21 protein-coding genes and 1 tRNA gene are annotated in these 17,778 nt (G+C 49.1%); 2 read left to right on the forward strand and 20 right to left on the reverse strand.

Annotation, left to right across the window (positions count from 1 at the left end):
* Positions 1–168: 168 nt before the first annotated feature.
* Complete coding sequence (locus tag HUF13_RS04070; RefSeq protein WP_173473933.1) at positions 169–1,095, reverse strand: hypothetical protein; 927 nt, start codon at positions 1,093–1,095, stop codon at positions 169–171.
* A gap of 212 nt (positions 1,096–1,307) precedes the next feature.
* On the opposite strand from HUF13_RS04070, the gene HUF13_RS04075 reads away from it, so the two are divergent.
* On the forward strand, positions 1,308–1,529 hold the full coding sequence (locus HUF13_RS04075; protein WP_173473934.1) for a hypothetical protein: 222 nt from the start codon (positions 1,308–1,310) through the stop codon (positions 1,527–1,529).
* Positions 1,530–1,671: 142 nt separating this feature from the next.
* On the opposite strand, the gene HUF13_RS17245 is transcribed toward HUF13_RS04075, so the two are convergent.
* The 6 genes from HUF13_RS17245 to HUF13_RS04100 form a co-directional block, all read right to left on the reverse strand.
* Positions 1,672–1,989, reverse strand: coding sequence for a S16 family serine protease (locus tag HUF13_RS17245; RefSeq protein WP_304038796.1), 318 nt, complete (start codon positions 1,987–1,989; stop codon positions 1,672–1,674).
* Positions 1,910–4,102, reverse strand: coding sequence for an endopeptidase La (gene lon / locus HUF13_RS04080; protein WP_304038798.1), 2,193 nt, complete (start codon positions 4,100–4,102; stop codon positions 1,910–1,912). Before lon ends, HUF13_RS17245 begins: the two co-directional genes overlap by 80 nt.
* Before the next feature lie 47 nt (positions 4,103–4,149).
* Entirely contained in the window at positions 4,150–5,436 is a 1,287-nt protein-coding gene (gene clpX, locus HUF13_RS04085; RefSeq protein WP_173473935.1) for an ATP-dependent Clp protease ATP-binding subunit ClpX, read from the reverse strand.
* Positions 5,436–6,026, reverse strand: coding sequence for an ATP-dependent Clp protease proteolytic subunit (locus HUF13_RS04090; RefSeq protein ID WP_173388824.1), 591 nt, complete (start codon positions 6,024–6,026; stop codon positions 5,436–5,438). The genes clpX and HUF13_RS04090 overlap by 1 nt, the downstream gene beginning before the upstream one ends.
* 12 nt (positions 6,027–6,038) lie before the next feature.
* Positions 6,039–7,298 (reverse strand): trigger factor, encoded by a 1,260-nt coding sequence (gene tig / locus HUF13_RS04095; RefSeq protein WP_173473936.1) that lies wholly within the window; start codon positions 7,296–7,298, stop codon positions 6,039–6,041.
* A gap of 47 nt (positions 7,299–7,345) precedes the next feature.
* Positions 7,346–7,425, reverse strand: a tRNA-Leu gene (locus HUF13_RS04100).
* Between the two features lie 66 nt (positions 7,426–7,491).
* Between HUF13_RS04100 and HUF13_RS04105 the strand changes: the two genes are divergently transcribed.
* Positions 7,492–8,721 (forward strand): oligosaccharide flippase family protein, encoded by a 1,230-nt coding sequence (locus tag HUF13_RS04105; RefSeq protein WP_173473937.1) that lies wholly within the window; start codon positions 7,492–7,494, stop codon positions 8,719–8,721.
* Here HUF13_RS04105 and HUF13_RS04110 read toward each other — a convergent pair.
* The 13 genes from HUF13_RS04110 to rpsE all read right to left on the reverse strand — a co-directional run bounded on the left by HUF13_RS04110 (position 8,665) and on the right by rpsE (position 17,759).
* The gene (locus HUF13_RS04110) at positions 8,665–10,020 is read right to left on the reverse strand and encodes an O-antigen polymerase (protein ID WP_173473938.1); all 1,356 of its coding nucleotides are present in this window, start codon (positions 10,018–10,020) and stop codon (positions 8,665–8,667) included. The genes HUF13_RS04105 and HUF13_RS04110 overlap by 57 nt on opposite strands.
* Before the next feature lie 3 nt (positions 10,021–10,023).
* Positions 10,024–11,223 (reverse strand): lipopolysaccharide biosynthesis protein, encoded by a 1,200-nt coding sequence (locus tag HUF13_RS04115; RefSeq protein ID WP_173473939.1) that lies wholly within the window; start codon positions 11,221–11,223, stop codon positions 10,024–10,026.
* A gap of 3 nt (positions 11,224–11,226) precedes the next feature.
* Entirely contained in the window at positions 11,227–12,405 is a 1,179-nt protein-coding gene (locus HUF13_RS04120) for a polysaccharide biosynthesis/export family protein (RefSeq protein WP_173473940.1), read from the reverse strand.
* A gap of 201 nt (positions 12,406–12,606) precedes the next feature.
* Entirely contained in the window at positions 12,607–13,080 is a 474-nt protein-coding gene (gene rplQ / locus HUF13_RS04125) for a 50S ribosomal protein L17 (RefSeq protein ID WP_173473941.1), read from the reverse strand.
* Between the two features lie 2 nt (positions 13,081–13,082).
* A complete protein-coding gene (locus HUF13_RS04130; protein WP_015732009.1) occupies positions 13,083–14,057 on the reverse strand; it encodes a DNA-directed RNA polymerase subunit alpha in 975 nt (324 codons plus the stop codon).
* 18 nt (positions 14,058–14,075) lie between these two features.
* The gene (gene rpsK, locus HUF13_RS04135) at positions 14,076–14,501 is read right to left on the reverse strand and encodes a 30S ribosomal protein S11 (RefSeq protein ID WP_049858437.1); all 426 of its coding nucleotides are present in this window, start codon (positions 14,499–14,501) and stop codon (positions 14,076–14,078) included.
* Between the two features lie 26 nt (positions 14,502–14,527).
* Positions 14,528–14,896 (reverse strand): 30S ribosomal protein S13, encoded by a 369-nt coding sequence (rpsM, locus tag HUF13_RS04140; protein WP_173473942.1) that lies wholly within the window; start codon positions 14,894–14,896, stop codon positions 14,528–14,530.
* A 9-nt stretch (positions 14,897–14,905) separates the two neighbouring features.
* The gene (rpmJ, locus tag HUF13_RS04145; protein WP_173473943.1) at positions 14,906–15,037 is read right to left on the reverse strand and encodes a 50S ribosomal protein L36; all 132 of its coding nucleotides are present in this window, start codon (positions 15,035–15,037) and stop codon (positions 14,906–14,908) included.
* Positions 15,038–15,062: 25 nt separating this feature from the next.
* Entirely contained in the window at positions 15,063–15,281 is a 219-nt protein-coding gene (infA, locus tag HUF13_RS04150) for a translation initiation factor IF-1 (RefSeq protein ID WP_014546098.1), read from the reverse strand.
* Positions 15,281–16,642, reverse strand: a complete 1,362-nt coding sequence (gene secY / locus HUF13_RS04155; protein ID WP_173473944.1) for a preprotein translocase subunit SecY — start codon at positions 16,640–16,642, stop codon at positions 15,281–15,283. Before secY ends, infA begins: the two co-directional genes overlap by 1 nt.
* The gene (gene rplO / locus HUF13_RS04160) at positions 16,642–17,082 is read right to left on the reverse strand and encodes a 50S ribosomal protein L15 (RefSeq protein WP_173473945.1); all 441 of its coding nucleotides are present in this window, start codon (positions 17,080–17,082) and stop codon (positions 16,642–16,644) included. Before rplO ends, secY begins: the two co-directional genes overlap by 1 nt.
* A 1-nt stretch (position 17,083) precedes the next feature.
* Positions 17,084–17,263, reverse strand: coding sequence for a 50S ribosomal protein L30 (gene rpmD / locus HUF13_RS04165; RefSeq protein ID WP_073442653.1), 180 nt, complete (start codon positions 17,261–17,263; stop codon positions 17,084–17,086).
* A 13-nt stretch (positions 17,264–17,276) separates the two neighbouring features.
* Complete coding sequence (gene rpsE, locus HUF13_RS04170; protein WP_015732010.1) at positions 17,277–17,759, reverse strand: 30S ribosomal protein S5; 483 nt, start codon at positions 17,757–17,759, stop codon at positions 17,277–17,279.
* Positions 17,760–17,778: the final 19 nt, after the last annotated feature.

Raw genomic sequence — 17,778 nt, forward strand, 5'->3', positions numbered from 1 at the left:
AGCAGTAAACAGTGGTTAGTGATTAGTGGTTAGGTATAAATCGCGCCTGCGGCGCTTTGAGGTTAAAATTCAATTTTCAGCTAAAAGATAATAAATCGGCAAGGAACTATAAATTAATTATACCAAGTAGCATTATACTATTCGATATAATTTTTACTAACATTTTCATTAGCGAACTTCAAACAGAAATAACTTTCTTGCCTGTAGCTGATTTCCCAAACCCCAAGGCAAGTAAGAATATCGACCACATAAAAATTCTCCATGTTGCCCAACCTTATCTAATACATTTGGATCTTCTTGGGTAATCATCATAGCCGCAGTCCTTAAAGAAACTGAATAAAGACCTTTTTCAAGAGGATTCTCAGACGTTCCAAAAGACATATCAATAGTACCATTCTTTACTACAGCGGATGTATCTTGATAAACCAAACTATCAACGCGTTCATTCTGTAGTTCTGCGTAAGCTATAAATCCATCTGGCAAATTCGTCTTGATACTGACATGAGCTATACGCTCCTTTGACGGATAAATTTTCGGTTTAAAAAAAGAAGCATAAATGACTTTTTCAACACGCGGATATTTTTTCACAGAAGATGGAATAGATCTAGGATTTCCCATATTGACTTTAACACCATCATAAAACCATTTACCCGAAATATTCCGAAATCCAATTTCTTTTACCATTGCTATGGTTTTCACATCAATTTCACCATCCGTCAAAACCTGTTCCGGACAAGTTTCCATATGAACCATACGGTTAATCCGCAAAATACTCTTGCCATATTTTTCGGAAGTTTTTAGTAAAGCGTATGCGACAGCCCTATCCGTTCCAAAACGATCCTCATAATATTCTCTCATCATATCGAAAAAACGCGTTTCATCGAACATATATGATTTTTGCCATCCACCATCATCTTCACTATCTTCCATAATTTGCGTTTGACGCTGAACACTTTTTCTTATCGATCTAGCTTCATTATAAATCTTATATTCAGGCCAAGAGAATCCCCAAAAAATTTTTTCCGTAATTGAATAATGATCTCCTGCAAAAACAAGAGTACAGAAAAATAATATCATTATCACGCATTTTTTCATAATATAACCTCAATATAAAGATATATTATGTAACTGTCATATTTAGACACTTTATAGAAACATGCCTAAAAAAAAACATATCGCCTGTGCAGAATTAATGAATTGTGATTATCTTTTAAGTACAGACAAGCGGATGCTTAAATACAAAAGCAATTCAGTAAAATTACTCAACCCCATAGAGTTCCTTAATCTAATAAGCGGAGGTGCTGAAAATGATAACTGAAATCACTCCACCTGCAACAATTGAACTGCTTTCCAGAGGAATGGAATGCCTTATCCGTGAACTCGGAGTTGTTGACACTGAGTATTTTATCGCAGCTGTCCAAAGAGAACGATTTGACTATACCAAATGGCAACGTGAACATTTTGACAAAATGGATCTGCAAAATTTTGTTGACAAGGCCTCTGCCTACGCCAAAGAAAAAGGAAAATAGTCATACACATTAATAAAACCATTTAGTATAATACTAAATGGTTTTACTTTTCAATCGCTTATAAATAGAAAATCCCTGGATCCTTCCCCTTTACAGGGTCAGGATGACGAATCAAGGATAACTGGACTTGTGGGACTTTTAATTACGCATTCTTCGTAGATTTTTTCGCGGGCTTCTTCGCAACAGGTTTTGCGGCAGTCTTGACAACTTTTGCGTCAGCATTTTTCGTTTCGGATGGTTCGGCAAGCTCACCAACCTTCGCTGCATTCTCGTCTTTCGCCTGGCCCGCGACCTTCGGCATTTTGAACAAAATCTTCACGATTTCGTCGATATGCTTGTGCGGATAAATCTTGAGGCCCTTCTTTGCCGGTTCCGGGAGTTCAGCCACATCCTTCCTGTTGCCTTCGGGCAAGCGGAGCGTCTTCACGCCAGCGGCAAGTGCAGCAAGCGCCTTTTCCACCCGTAAACGCGATATCCGGTGCAATCGGCTGTTTTGTAAACGCACTGAGCAAGCAAAGCGTGAGCGCGATACCTGCAGAGGGGCCATCCTTCGGCACAGCGCCTTCCGGCACGTGAATGTGGATGTCGGTCTTTTTCACAATTGCGGGATCAATGCCAAAACGCTGCAAGCGTTCACGGACAAGCGAAACAGCAATCTGTGCCGATTCCTTCATCACGTCGCCAAGCTTACCGGTTAAAATGAGTTGACCCTTGCCGCTCAAGAGCATGCATTCAATAGGCAGAATTTCGCCACCGACACTTGTCCAGGCAAGGCCAGTCACAACGCCCGGACGACCCGGTTCCGGCAGCTGGTTGTCGAGGAAACGCGGAGCACCAAGGTAATCCTGAAGAACTTTCTCCGTCATTTCCGGCTTGAATTTCTTGCCCATCACAATGTCTTTTGCACGATGGCGCACCGCATTTTCAAGAGTGCGTTCAAGTTCGCGCACACCCGCTTCGCGGGTCCAGCCGCGCATCACTGCGTTGATCATTTCGTCGCTAAAGCTAATCTGCTCATTAAGCTTTACGCCGGTACGTTCGCAAATACGCGGGAGCAAATACTGGCCTGCAATCTGCAACTTTTCATGCGGGTAGTAGCCCGGCAAGCGCACGATTTCCAAGCGGTCGCGCAAGGCTTCAGGGATTTCGCTTTCGCTATTTGCGGTCGCAATGAACAATACACGGCTTAAGTCAAGCCCCACTTCCATAAAGTGGTCCGTAAAATCGTGATTCTGTTCGGGGTCCAAGACTTCGAGCATGGCACTTGCGGGGTCGCCTCTAAAGTCACTTGCCATCTTGTCGATTTCGTCAAGCAAAATCACAGGGTTCATGCATTTTGCACGGCGCAATGCATGAATGAATCGGCCAGGCATGGCACCGATATAAGTACGGCGATGTCCGCGGATTTCGGCCTCGTCGCGCACGCCACCAAGCGTAATGCGGACAAAGTTACGCTGCATGGCAGCAGCAATCGATTCCACGAGCGTTGTTTTACCCACGCCCGGAGGGCCCACAAGGCAAAGGATCGGAGCGCGGCGTTCCGTACCGGTAAGCTTCAGCACGGCAACGTATTCCATAATGCGTTCCTTGACCTTGTCCAAACCAAAATGCTTGGAATCAAGTTCCGCCTTTACCTTCTTCATGTTGAGGACGGTATCGGTGTAAACGCCATAAGGCAGCGCCAAGAACCAGTCCACATAATTGCGGCTCACTGCATATTCCGGCGATGTCGGCTGCATCATGCGCATGCGGCTGATTTCGTCTTCGAGCTTTTCTTCAATCGCCTGGCTAAACTTCTTGGCCTTGATTTTCTTGAGCAGCTGATCCGGTTCCGAAGCGCCACCGTTTTCGCCATCCAGTTCATCTTGCAGCTGGCGGATCTGCTCCGAAATAAACCATTCCTTTTGCTGTTGCGCCATCTTCTGGCGAACATTCTGCTGCACGCGAATCAGAACATTCTCGTTCTCTTGCGCCACCTGCATCAAGCTAATCAAACGCTCTGCAAGCGCATCAATCGTTTCCATCTCCAAAAGCGCCTGCTTCTCGGAAAGCGAAATCGAGAGGAACGGGATCATCCCGTAAAAGGCATTGATGTGGCTATCCATCGTAAAGAGCGCTTCGACCATGCCTTCCGCGATGTTCCTGTGCATCGCGTAATCGCGGAACATGTTCAGCACATCTTCAAACTTTTCGCACTTGTCTTCGGCCTTAATAAAATGTTCCCTTGCAGAAACGGTCACCTGCAAGAATCCGTCGCGCAAAATAATCGAGCGCAGGTCCACCACGGAATCGCCTTCCAAGACAACCTTCACGCAGCCGTTCGGGAACGGAGTCACATTCGCCACGCGAGCAATCACGCCCACCGTGTAAAGGTCGAGCATCGGATTGTCGAGGGATTCCTGTTCCACATTTTTCTGTGCAACCAAAATAATTTCATTGTTATGGTTCTCAGCAAATTCCAAGGCGCGAAGAGACATCTCGCGACCTACCAAAATGCGTCTCGTTGTCAGCGGAAAAACAACAGCATCCCTCAGCGGGAGCAACGGATACGTTTTATTAAAGTCAAAAGCCATATTATAAAATTAGTAAACCTCGCAAAATTGCGAGGTAATGAAGTTGTCTAGGCTACGCCAGTCTTTGATTTCTTAGCCCCGCCACCCGAGGTAGGCTTGGAATAAAGACTTTCCTTCACCATCTCGACCGTCACGGTAAATGTTTTTTCGCCAGAACCCGGCATCTTGAACATCGCCTGCTGCAACACGCGCTCCATCACGGATCTGAGGCCGCGGGCGCCCGTCTTGCGGGTCATCGTTTCGAGAACAATTTCCTTGAGGGCATCGTCTTCGAATTCAAGTTTGATGTTGTCCATAGCGAACAAGCTCTTGTACTGCTTGACAAGGGCGTTCTTCGGCTGCGTCAAGATGTTCATCAAGGCAGTTTCGTCGAGTTCTTCAAGTGCAACGGCAATCGGCAAACGGCCAACAATTTCCGGGATGAGACCGAACTTGATCAAATCTTCCGGTTCAAGCTGCTTGAAAAGTTCACTCAAGCTGTTTTCGCTTGCCGTGTGGATTTCGGCACCAAAGCCCATGCCACCCTGGTTCACGCGCTGCGAGATAATCTTGTCGAGCGTTTCAAAGGCGCCACCGCAAATGAACAAAATGTTTCTCGTGTTCACCTGCACAAGGGGTTGTTCCGGATGCTTGCGGCCACCCTTCGGCGGGACGGATGCAACCGTACCTTCCAAAAGCTTCAAAAGTCCCTGCTGAACGCCTTCACCGCTCACATCGCGAGTAATGGAAGGGTTCGCCGTCTTACGTGCAATCTTGTCGATTTCATCGATAAAGATAATGCCGCGTTCGGCCTTCGCCACATCGTAATCGGCAGCCTGCAACAAGCGCACAATGATGCTATCGACATCTTCACCCACATAACCAGCTTCAGTCAAAACTGTAGCATCGGCAATGGTAAACGGAACATCCAAAAAACGAGCCATCGTTTGCGCCAAAAGCGTCTTTCCCGAACCAGTCGGGCCAACCAGGAGCAAGTTCGACTTTTCGACATCGACATCGTCCTTGGACTTGTGAGTCTGCTTGTAGCGGAGACGCTTGTAATGGTTGTAAACGGCCACAGAAAGCGCCATCTTCGCGCGATCCTGCCCAATGACAAAATCGTCCAAATGCGCCTTGATTTCGGTCGGGAGCGGAAGCGGCTTCGAGGAAATTTCCTTCGCTTCCTTTTCCTGTTTCGTACGCGCGAGGTCTTCTTCCAAGATACGGCTACACATGCGTATGCAGTCACTGCAAATATACGCACCGGCGCCGGTAATCATCTTTTCGACCTGTTCTGCCGGCTTTCCGCAAAAACTGCAACTCACGGCCGGGTGGTTTTTGCCACTACGATACATTAAACACCTTCTTTACGCGGCACAAAAATTTCGTCAATCACACCAAAAGCCTTTGCTTCTTCGGGGCCCATGTAAAAGTCGCGGTCCGTCTTTTCGCGGACTTCGTCGACAGCCCTGCCAGTGTGCTTTGCAACAATTTCGGTAAGGGTATCCTTGGTACGGATAATTTCTTTTGCAGTAATCTGAATATCTGTAGATTGACCGGTAGCAGCACCCGACGGCTGGTGCAACATGATGCGGGAATGCGGGAGCGCATAGCGCTTGCCCTTCGTACCTGCAGCAAGGAGCACGGCGGCCATCGAAGCACAACTACCAATGCAGATGGTCGCGATATTCGGACGAACATGCTGCATGGTATCATAAATGGCAAGCCCTGCCGACACGTAACCGCCCGGGCTGTTTATGTACAGCGTGATATCCTTTTCCGGATTCTCGTATTCCAGGAAAATCAACTGAGCCATGACATTATTTGCCACTTCGTCGTTAATCGGCGTGCCCAAAAAGATGATACGTTCCTTGAGAAGTCTGGAATAGATATCGTAAGCGCGTTCGCCGCGCCCGGTAGTTTCAATGACGGTAGGGATGAGCATTTATTCCTCTTATTACTTTGTTTCTTCAGCAGCCGGACGGATACCAACGATGAAGTCAGCGGCCATCTGGAAGCGAAGTTCGTCGCGCAGCTGGTTGATACGGCCAGACTGACGGAAGTGGTTCTTCAAGTTTTCGAATTCCACGTGGTAAGCGTTAGCCATCTGCTGGAGGCGTTCGTCAACGAGAGCCTGCGTCGGCTTGATCTTTTCCTTCGTGGCAACGAATTCGAGAATGCGGTGCTTCTTGATTTCGCGGACAGCTTCGCCGGAGAGTTCGTTTATCTGTTCTTCGGTCGGTTCCACAACGTCCTTTTCGCTCTGGGCATTGCGGTTGAGCGTCCACTTGATGAGGTCGTAAATACGAGCCTTCGGCACTTCGAACGGGTTAGCTTCGATGAGCTTGTCGATAGCTTCATTGATAGCCTTGTTCTTGGCAGCGTCCTTCTTCTGGGCGGCGAGGCTTTCAGTGAGGTTGTTTCTCAAGTCAGCTTCGTCCTTCACGCCAATCTGCTTGCAGAATTCTTCGTCCAAAGTCGGCGGAACGATTTCGCGAACGTCCTTGATTTCGACGTTGAACTGAGCGGTCTTGCCGCGGTAGCGTTCGTCCTTGTGGTCATCCGGATACTTGAAGTTGATTTCCTTCTTGTCGCCGGCCTTAGAACCAGTGAGGCCTTCGTCGAATCCCGGAGAAGCGGATTCACCGAGGAGAGAACGGAATTCCTTGTTTTCCGGAAGTTCCTGCTTTTCACCATCGATAACAACTTCGATATAGTCACCAACAACAACGTCACCCTTCTTGGCTTCGCGGTCAACGTGAACGTCCTTGCTCCACATCTGCATGAGGCGGTCGAATTCGGCCTGAACTTCTTCTTCATGAACGGCAGTAGCCGGAACGGTGATGCCCGTGTCAGCGTAACCCTTGATATCGATTTCCGGATCAACTTCGACTTCGACCTTCAGTGTGATGTCGCTCTTTTCGTCGTCGTTGAATTCCTTAACGACCATCTTGCCAACCGGAATGATATTTGCGCCCTTGAGCGTTTCCTGAACAATGGAGTTCACGACATCATCAACGGCTTCGTGACGGATGGACGGTCCGAACTGCTTCAAGATCATGGACTTCGGCACTTGACCCTGGCGGAAGCCCTTCAAGGCGACCTGCTTCTTGTACTGAGAAAGCTTCTTTTCGAACGGAACCTTGAGATCACCCTGCGGGATTGTAATTTCAAGGGTGCGCACGGTTGCGCTTGTTTCTTTGATTTCAGCGGACATATATACTCCGATAGACGGTTGTTAAAAAGGTGATAAAAAAAAAGAACTGCGAGGGGTGGGAGTCGAACCCACACACCGAAGTACCAGATCCTAAGTCTGGCGCGTCTGCCAATTCCGCCACTCTCGCGATTTCAAGACCAAAGATACAAAATCTTAAAGACATAAGGAGCATAAACATCTATTTTATGGCACATTGCAAGCACTAAAGAACATTAAAATCGGTGTTTTTATATCCCTGGTCAACATCCTCATCCAGGGTGTTTCGGTTATGGTCCAAAATCTCATCGCCAATAACCTTGGAATCGTAAAGTTCGGATCATTCGGAATCCTGCAAAGCGACTTCACCATTTTCAGTGCACTCGCCGACTTCGGCATGGCAACACTCATTCTCGCCTATTTCGGCAAACGCGCAACCCAAGGCCGGCTGTTCATCAACGTGCTCCAGCTCAGGCTCTTCATGACAGCCATAACCGCTCTTGCGATGGGCATATTCGCCTTTACCGTACGTAGAGGGAGCGCCGTTTTCGAGGCCGAACTGGTGCTTGTACTCGGACTCCTCTTCCAGCACTCCTATTTCGACTGGTATTTCATCTGCGGGAACTTCTGGAAAAAGCTTTTGATTTCAAAGGTTCTCCACACGCTCTCCTACACCACCATCATGGGTATTGCGCTCTGGTGCTTCAAAGTAGATTCCCTCCCGGCAATAGCCCTTTCGATGGTCATTGCAGCCCTCCCCGCTTTCGGCTTCGGCGTTGGTCAGGCGTTCACCTTAAAAATTTTCAGCATCGGCGTTCACACGTTCCAGTTCTTCAAGCTGCTGTTCAAGTCATCATGCCCCTACGCTATTTCGAGCATAGCAAGCTTCGCCTACCTGCCCGCCGGCCTTTACACCGTCGCGCACTTTGCAACACCAGAATTTTTAGGGGCGTACAGCTTTTCACACAAGCTTGTCATTCTCGCCTCAGGACTCATGGTGCACTTCATCTCGTCAAGCCTTATCACGCTGCACCAGACCGACAGCCGCGTCCTTAGCCTGCGCGATCAGGTCGTTTTCACCCTATTCATCATTGGCGCAACGGCACCCTTCTGGCTACTGCCGCAGTACACGCTCCGCATCATCTTCTTTGCAGCCCCATGGACAAGCGAAGCACTGGACACAAGCTGCTTCTGCCTTCGCATTTTAGCATGCTCCCTGATATTGCAGGCAACCCGCATGGGAATGATTTCAACACTTCTCAAGGAAAAGCGCACCTGGCTCTATGGCGCAATGATTACCATCGGCGGCATCGTCAATATTGCGGTATGCATTGGCGGCGCAAGGATTCTAAAAGCCGACTACATTCCGGCGCTTACCCTCACCGGAGACCTATGCCTGAGCCTCTTCCTGCTTGTTTACTTTATCAAGAACCACAGGCTCCGCTAGGCTGGATTTTTCCGATTTGTCGTCCTGCACACACCGCTGTTCTGTACAAATTGTTGAGACGACAAAAATAACCATGCCCCAGATGCAATAGATTCCCTGCTTGTATCCCGACGTAAAGAACCACCATCCGACAAAGTAGATGAAGTAAGTGTACATCAGGATCTGGCGCGGAGTAAAAGGCCTGCATAGGCGCAAATGCAGTACCGTCAGGCCAAGCCCGCACAGGAACGGCAAGAGCATAACACCGAACAAATGGAAATCCTTATAGACATCCCAGAGGTAGTTCACCGTATTAAAGCCCTGAACCTTCTGGATTCTATCGTTAAAGGCATTGTCCCAACGGAAACTGTTCCTGAACGATGTCGTCAACTTTGCATATTCAAATAAGCCGCTAAAGAAATCTATCCCATAGGTATGCGGATGTATTTCCTGATCGTTCATCGGATTCAGCACATAGTCCAAGTTCCAGTAATTGTTCGCCAAATACTTGTAAGGCAGTTCAACAACCACATCCAAAGCCTTCCCCTCGACTGAACCACCGCCGTACTGGTCGCGAATGCTGCCTATCGAAATAAACGCTATGATTGCAAAGACAAGCAGGGAGGCAATTATTATTGGCGATATTCGTTTGTACAAATAATTTATAAAGATGAGGAAAAAGCCGACATTAAAAAACAGCGAAGTCCTATTCGGGTAGGCAAGCAGATTTACAACAATCGTCACAAACACCATCACAAACGAAACATGACGCACCCATGCAACATTGTTGAACTTCTTGAAAGACGCAACGCCAAAAAGGAGTACGCACAGCGGCCCGCTATTAAACAGCAGCGAATAGTAACCGTAATCCACATACTTCGTCATCCACTTCGCCGGATTCTGCGTAAATATGATGAGGTCCCCGACCTTCTGGTAAAGCCCATAGACGCCAACCAGAAAGACAAGGAACACCGCAAAGGACAAAAGCAAGTGGTACGTCCAGTTATATTGATTTGCACACACCGCAGGATGCACCTGAACCGGGACCGCCTTTGACTTCGCATGGAGCCTAGCTACAATACAGCCTCCAGCAAACGAAAGCATGCCAAAAAGCCATACGCCCCATGTGTACAAATGAAAATCCGACATTGCCCTATCGATCTGGAAATACGAAATGGCAAGCGTAATGCACTGCGTAAAGCAGTAGACATTTAACGGGCTAAAGAAATCCTTCTTGAACCACCATGACTGAAATAGGCAAAAAATGACTACCAGAAAAAGGGCGGAACTGACCGGATATTCACTCACCCATGCAAACACAAACTAGACCTTTTTCTTTTGGAAGTAAGCCCTAAAAGCATTCCATTCACGGGATACAGAAGTCCCGCGCTTAGATTCGGTTTCCAGATAGTCGAGCAAGTTGCAAATAATCGTCGCAATAATGCAGGCCACCAGGAATACAAAGATCAAGGTGACAGCCCTGAGCGGGTAGATCTTCTTGTCGTTTTCCCAAGGCGGTTCAAGCACATGGAGGTTCTTGAGCATCTTGGCTTCTTCCAAGCGCATCTGTTCGCTCTGCTGGCGGAGCAGCTTGTACAAGGTTTCCTGGATGCGGATTTCCGATTCACGCCTCAAGTACTCTGCATAGAGCTCCGGAGACTTCTTGAGCTCGATCATACCGATATTGCTATGCTTGCCCTTGAGCGCTCCACCAAGAGCCGCATTCATGCCCTTGACGCGCTTCTGGAGTTCCTGGTAGCGCTTGCTGTTCTCGCCGCGGTCGAGCTTTTCAAAGTCCATTTCCATGCCCATTTCTTCACGCATGGCCTGCAACTCGCTCAAATACTTAATCGTCGCCCCGAGCTGGACCGACGGCTCATAAACATTGTTCCTCACCTGGAAGTCGACAAACGAATTCAGCACAGAATCTAAAACATGTTCGCAGGAATCCAAGCGCGTCTGGAAATATTCTCTGGACTGGCGAGCCTGATTCGTCTTAAACGAGTTAAAGGCAGAATCCGCTTTTTCAAGCATGAATTCTATAACCTGCACAGCGCGTTTCGGGTCTGTGTCCCTGTAATAGAGGAAGAACATGTCTTCCTTGTTGTAGTTCAAGCCGAAATTCTTGCGGAACTCCTTCAGCAAGTCCGCATGGAACTTGCCCTTGAACTTGTAGTGCTTTGCGAGGTTGAACTGTTCGATAACCTTGTCGTGCAGTTCCCAGGAATTGAGGATGGTCCATACAACATTCGCATCCTCGTTATCCATGGAAATCCCGAGAAGGGAACTCATTCCAGTCCCGCCAATCAGGCCACTGAGCGCCCCCGACATGGGCTGCGTCGATGCAGGCGGAGTAACAACCGCAGTCGCTGCGTACCTAGGCTCAATAACCCACATGACCAAGACAAAAGCGACTATGGTCGGGATAGTCACAAACCAAGAAAAAAACTTGAAATGCTTCAGGTCGCTATTGACGACTCGAAGGCAAAATTCGATAAAACCTGTAGATTCCTGCTTTTCCATAAATTACTTGTACGTTGCGTAAATGATGAACACCGTCGAAATAGTCGTCACAAGAGAGGTCAGGAACATGGTAAAGTCCTTGAACGACTCATAATGGCTCTTCGGAATTTCAATAACATCGCCCGGCAGAATCTGATCCGTAGCCACGTTGATGGAAATGGCCTTCGGCTTTTCACCGCGCCAGACCTTAACCTGTCCCCAGTTGCCCGTTATCGTATTCATGCCGCCTGACGAAATGTAATCGATAGCATGCCATGTCGGATTGTAAGTATAGCGTCCGAGGAAATTCACGGCACCGCTCAGGTACACAAACAATTCCTTGATAAAGAATTCAACTTCGGTATTGGGTTCAACCGTCGTACTGCTCATTTCGTTAAGAGTAATCCAGCGGGGGTCCTTGTCCGGTTCACGCACACACACGGCCTTGTAGCCATAGTTATGCATTCTATTTGCACCCGCAAGGTCGAAGTAATCCTGGAGCGTCCTGTCAGAACGGTAAGCGACGCTTGTCCTGTATCCGGGGAAAACCAGCGTAACATTATCACCCATCGGGATAAAAGGGACAAAGATCTTGTCGCCCTGCTCGAGCATAATGTCATCATCAAAATTACCGTTTGTCGTCATGTTATTGTAGTTCACGTGCATCGTATCCCTGCCGCGAATAATCTGGATATCTTCCTTGTTCGCATTCGGCAAGAGTCCGCCAATAGTGCGGATAAAGAAGGTAAGCCTGTTCTGGGGATCGACGACATGCTGTCCAACAGCGGCTACAGCACCCATAACATTCACACGGAACCTTTTAAGGGCCGCAAGCTGCACGAAACAGAACTCGCGCTTGTAGCGCTTAGAAACCAGGTCCAAAATGAGTCTCTGGGCTTCGGCAATGGTCTTTCCACCCACGACAACAGAACCACATTCTTCAACAGTCACCCTTCCGTCCGGGTAAATCTGGACAGAGAGATACTTGTCCTCGAGCATCAAGTCCAAAAAGTCACCCGGACCGAGCACGTAATTGGAATCGACCGCCATTTCTGCAAACGCCGGCGTAAGCGATGCAGCACCGCGCATAGAAGGACCGTCATCGAACATGACATTTTTGCCATTGCCCGAACTGCCAAACATGGATTCCGAAGCAAAGACACACGCGCACATCAAGAGGATGCAGACAATAAAAGATCGCATATTACAAACTCATCCACTGTTGAGTAAAAGGACAACAAGTTTCCTAATTATACAAAAATTAAAATGAAGAGTTAGAACTAAGTTATTAGTTATTGGTCAATAGTCATTGGTTATTTGTCAATGGCCATTGGTCAAAAGTTTTTTAGAAAACAAAAAAGGCGCGGCATATAAGCCGTGCCTTTTTTCAAAGCGACTTTGATCTTAGTTAGCGGACTTGCCTTCGCCTTCGACCATGTCAACAGCAGCGTCAGCCTTAGCAGCCGGAGCAGCCTTCTTAGCCTTGGCAACGATTTCGTCTTCGACGAGACCGATCAAAGCCATTTCAGCAGCGTCACCAGCGCGGTTCGGGCCGAGCTTCAGCACGCGAGTGTAACCACCGTTGCGGTTAGCATAGCGCGGACCGATCGTGTTGAACAAATCCTGGAGAACCTTCGGGTCCATAATGAAGCGAGCTGCTTCACGACGTGCGGAAAGGTCACCCTTCTTTGCGTAGGTAATCATGCGTTCTACACAGCTGCGCACAAGCTTAGCCTTGTGGAGAGTGGTACGCACATAGCGCTTGTTCTGATCCGATTCCATGCCCTTACCGATGATGGAAGTAGTGAGGGCGCGGAGGATGGCACGCTTGTGTTGGGCGTTAACACCCAGTTTCTTGTTTTTTACACCGTGTCTCATGTTTAATCCTTCAAGTAATCATCGACGTCCATGCCAAACGAAAGGCCCATCGACGTCAACACCTCGTTAAGTTCAACCAAGGACTTCCTACCGAAGTTCTTGTATTTGAGCATATCGTTTTCCTTGTTGCGAACAAGCTCGCCAATGGTATGGATATTTGCCATACGGAGGCAGTTGCTGGAGCGAACGGAAAGTTCCAGATCGTCCACGCGCATACGGAGGAGGTTGGCGATACGCTGACGTTCTTCATCCATTTCAAGCTCTTCAGGAGATTCGAGATCGCCTTCGAAGTTGATGAAGATTTCCAAGTGATCCACAAGAAGCTTTGCAGCATATGCAAGAGCGTCCTCCGGGTCAATGGAACCGTCTGTTGTAATTTCAAGTTCCAGACGGTTGTAGTCCGTCTTCTGACCAACGCGGGTATCGCTGATGTGCATTGCGACTTTCTGAACCGGGTTGAAGTTCGCATCCATGGCGATAACGCCAATCGGAGCGTCCTTGTCCTTGAGTTCGTCGGCAACAACATAACCACGACCGCAGGAGATCTTCACGTCCATCGACAACGAAGCGTTACCGTTCAATGTCGCAATGTGAACATCCGGAGTCAGGATAGTGACATTGGGATTGTCCATAAAGTCCTTGGCCGTGACTTCGCCATCACCGGACATGTCCAGGTGAAGGGTTTCGTCGTGATCAGACAGGAGCTTTACACGGATGCTCTTGAGGTTGAGGATAATGTCAGTGACATCTTCCTTCACACCCGGAATCGTCGAAAATTCCTTGTCAACGCCTTCGATTTTCACGGAGACAATAGCCGCACCCTGCAGAGAGGAGAGGAGAACGCGACGGAGAGCGTTACCGAGGGTAATACCCCAGCCACGTTCCAAGGCTTCTACGACAAACTTGGCGTAGCGGCCATCTTCGCCGGTTTCCACTTTCTGGAAGCTGCGCGGCATCTGAAGTGATTTCCACATCATTGGCGATACCTCTTTGGATTAAATTCTTCTCTTCTTTTTAGGACGGCAACCATTGTGCGGGATGCCCGTCACGTCTCGAATAGAGAGAACTTCGAGGCCCGCATTCTTGAGAGCGCGGACGGCAGATTCACGGCCGCCACCAGCACCCTTAACGCGAACGTCCACCTTGCGCATGCCGAGATCGAATGCCTTGTGGGCAGCGGTTTCAGCGGCGAGCTGGGCTGCAAACGGCGTGCTCTTGCGGGAGCCCTTGAAACCGGAGTTACCCGGAGAACCCCAAGCGACCACGTTGCCGCGAGCGTCGGTGATAGAAACGATTGTATTGTTGAAGGAAGCGAACACACAGGCAATGCCCTGGATGTCAATGCGCTTCTTGCCCTTCTTGATCTTGACTTCTTCAGCAGCAGCCGGAGCTTCAGCAGCGGCAGCAGCAGTTTCCTTGATTTCTTCTTCAGCCACGATGATACTCCTTACTTCTTCTTGTTAGCCACAGTCTTCTTGGGGCCCTTGCGTGTGCGGGCGTTGGTGCGGGAACGCTGACCGCGGACCGGGAGGCCCTTGCGGTGGCGGAGGCCACGATAGCAGCCAATATCCTGCAGACGCTTGATGTTCAAGGTAACTTCTGCGCGGAGCTGACCTTCCACAGAGTATTCGTCTTCGAGGAGATGACGAATCTTACCTTGTTCTTCTTCAGTCAGGTCGTCACACTTCTTGTTCTTGTCAATGCCCAACTGAGCACAGACCTTGTTAGCGGTGAACAGACCGACACCATAGATTGCCGTCAGACCGTATTCAACAGTCTTGTTTTTCGGTAAATCGACACCAGCGATACGTGCCATACGATCTCCTTATCCCTGCTTCTGCTTGTGACGGGGGTTCTTCGAACAGATGATACGCAATACACCCTTGCGACGGATGATCTTGCAGTTTTCACATCTGGGTTTTTCACATCTGGGTTTGATGGAGGCTTTGATTTTCATAGGTTTGACCTTCTTTTGATACCTATTACTTGTAACGGTAAGTAATTCGCCCGCGATTTAAATCGTACGGGGAAATCTCGACCAACACTTTGTCGTCCGGCAAAATTCTAATAAAATGCCGGCGCATTTTTCCTGAAACATGGGCCAGGATCTCGTGACCATTTCCAAGTTGAACACGGAAGAAAGCGTTGGGAAGAGCTTCCAATACAACGCCTTCTACTTGTATACCTTCTTCTTTAGCCACTAGGATGCCATCCTGCCGCGAATGCGGCCACGTTTCAAGAAACCTTCATAATTCTTGGTATGCAACTGGGCTTCGAGCTGACGAAGAGTATCCAGAGCAACACCTACCACGATTAGGACCGAGGTACCCCCAATATAGAAACTCATATTGAGAGCGTCTTTCAAGTGCAGGGGAACGACGCTGATTAAAGCGAGGTAAAGGGACCCAGGCAATGAAATTCTGGTCAAAACATGGTCAATGTATTCTGCTGTCTGCTTACCCGGACGGACTCCCGGAATAAACCCACCGCTTCTCTTGAGGTTTTCGGCAATGTCGTTCGGGTTGTACTGGATTGCCGTGTAGAAGTAGGTGAAGAATATGATGAGGAGGGCGTCTACTACGCTGTAGGAGACATGTCCCGGAATAAATGCAGAAGCGAAAGCCTGCATCGCAGATACGTTCGGGAACCAAGATGCAACCATTGCTGGAATGAACATGATGCAGCTTGCGAAGATCACGGGAATCACGTTAGCGGTGTTCACCTTGAAAGGCAAATAGCTAGCCTGACCACCCAAGACCTTGTTTCCGACGGTCCTGCGAGGACTTTGGAGTGGAATGCGACGGGTCGCCTGCTCGACGAAAACGATAAACCCGACAATCACAACCACGATGGCCAAGATAAAGACCTCGATCGCAAGGGGCTGGATGCCTTCGCTAAACATTTCCCATTCGGCTAAGATGGCTCTCGGAAGGCCACCGACGATACCGGCGAAAATTATAAGAGAAATACCGTTACCCACACCGTGCGAAGTAATCTGTTCGCCAAGGTACATCAAGAAGATAGTACCTACGGTGAAGGTTAACGTAGCAAGGAGACGAAAGCCGACATTACCGAGTCCGGACGAGAAGTTCTCGGAGAGAACCGAGATTCCCGTACCAGCGGCTGTCGTCACCTTGAGGTTAGAAAGCCACATAGAAATGCCCCATCCCTGCAAGGCAGAAAGAACTACCGTGAAGTATCGGGTATACTGATTCAGCTTAGCGCGACCTTCCTGACCCTCCTTCTGGAGCATCTGGATGGCAGGTATCACCGAGCCCATTAACTGGATGATGATGCTTGCGCTGATGTACGGCATGATACCGAGGGCAAATACAGTTGCTTTCGCAAATGCACCGCCGGTAAACGAGTCGTACAGACCGAACAGGTTATTCGAATTTTTGAAGTATTCTGCGAGAACCGCAGCATTTACTCCGGGGATGGAGATGTGAGAGCCAATACGGTAGACAATAAGGAGACCGAGCGTGAAGAGGATCTTCTTGCGCAGATCCGGAATCTTAAACGCATTGACAAACGCATCGATGGCTTTCTTGAGTGCTTCCATTAGATGATCTCAACTTTGCCGCCAGCAGCTTCAATGGCAGACTTTGCCTTTTCGCTGATAGCGTTAACCTTTACGTTGATAGCCTTGTCGATAGAACCAAAAGCGAGGACCTTGACCGGCAGTTCGACGCTCTTGATGAAGCCGAGGTCGAAGAGGACCTTAGCATCGAAATCAACAGCGCTGACAGCGGCGAGCTTCTTCAGGTTCACGATCTGGAATTCAACACCAGCGTGCTTGAAGCCGCGCTTCGGGATACGACGGTGAATCGGCATCTGGCCGCCTTCGAAAGCGACTCGACCGGCCTTAGCACTCTTACGAGCACCAGCACCCTTTTCACCACGACCAGCAGTAGTGCCCCAGCCAGAGCCCGGACCACGACCAATGCGCTTGCGGCTCTTGCCCTTGGCAGCCTTGCCAGGATTGAGAGTATTGAGTTCCATCTTAGATCTCCTCGACCTTGACCATGTCCTTCACGGCATTGATCATGCCTGCAATGGACGGGGTCAAATTGTGTTCAACAGTTTGTCCGATCTTGCGGAGGCCGAGTGCAGCCACATTAGCGCGGTGCACCGGAAGGCGACGGACGATACCCTTGATCAAAGTAATACGAACTTTCTTCATTAGGTATTACTCCTTAGGCTTCAAAACCACGCAACTTGGCGCAGTCCTGTTTGTTCTTCTGAGAAAGCAGGCCTTCCAAGCAAGCACTTACGACAGTGCTCGGATTGGAGGAACCGTGAATCTTCGTGAGGATGTTGCGTACACCGGCGAGTTCGAGAACAGCACGGGCAGCAGCACCGGCGATAACACCAGTACCCGGAGCAGCCGGCATGAGGAGGATGCGGGTAGAACCGCTCTTCACTTCGATGTCGTGCGGGATAGTGCCATCGAGGAGCTGGACTTCCACGATGTTTCTCTGAGCAGCTTCGGTACCCTTACGGATAGCTTCGGAAACTTCCTTAGCCTTACCGAGACCGACACCGACCTTGCCGTTCTTGTTGCCAACGACAACGAGAGCGGAGAAGGACATGCGACGGCCGCCCTTGACGGTCTTAGCGCAACGGTTGATGTGTACAACCTTGTCTTCAAATTCAGAAACTTGAGCTTCGCGTTCCAAAGTGTACCTCACTAGAATT

The sequence above is a fragment of the Fibrobacter succinogenes genome, from assembly GCF_902779965.1.
GTDB lineage: Bacteria > Fibrobacterota > Fibrobacteria > Fibrobacterales > Fibrobacteraceae > Fibrobacter > Fibrobacter succinogenes_F.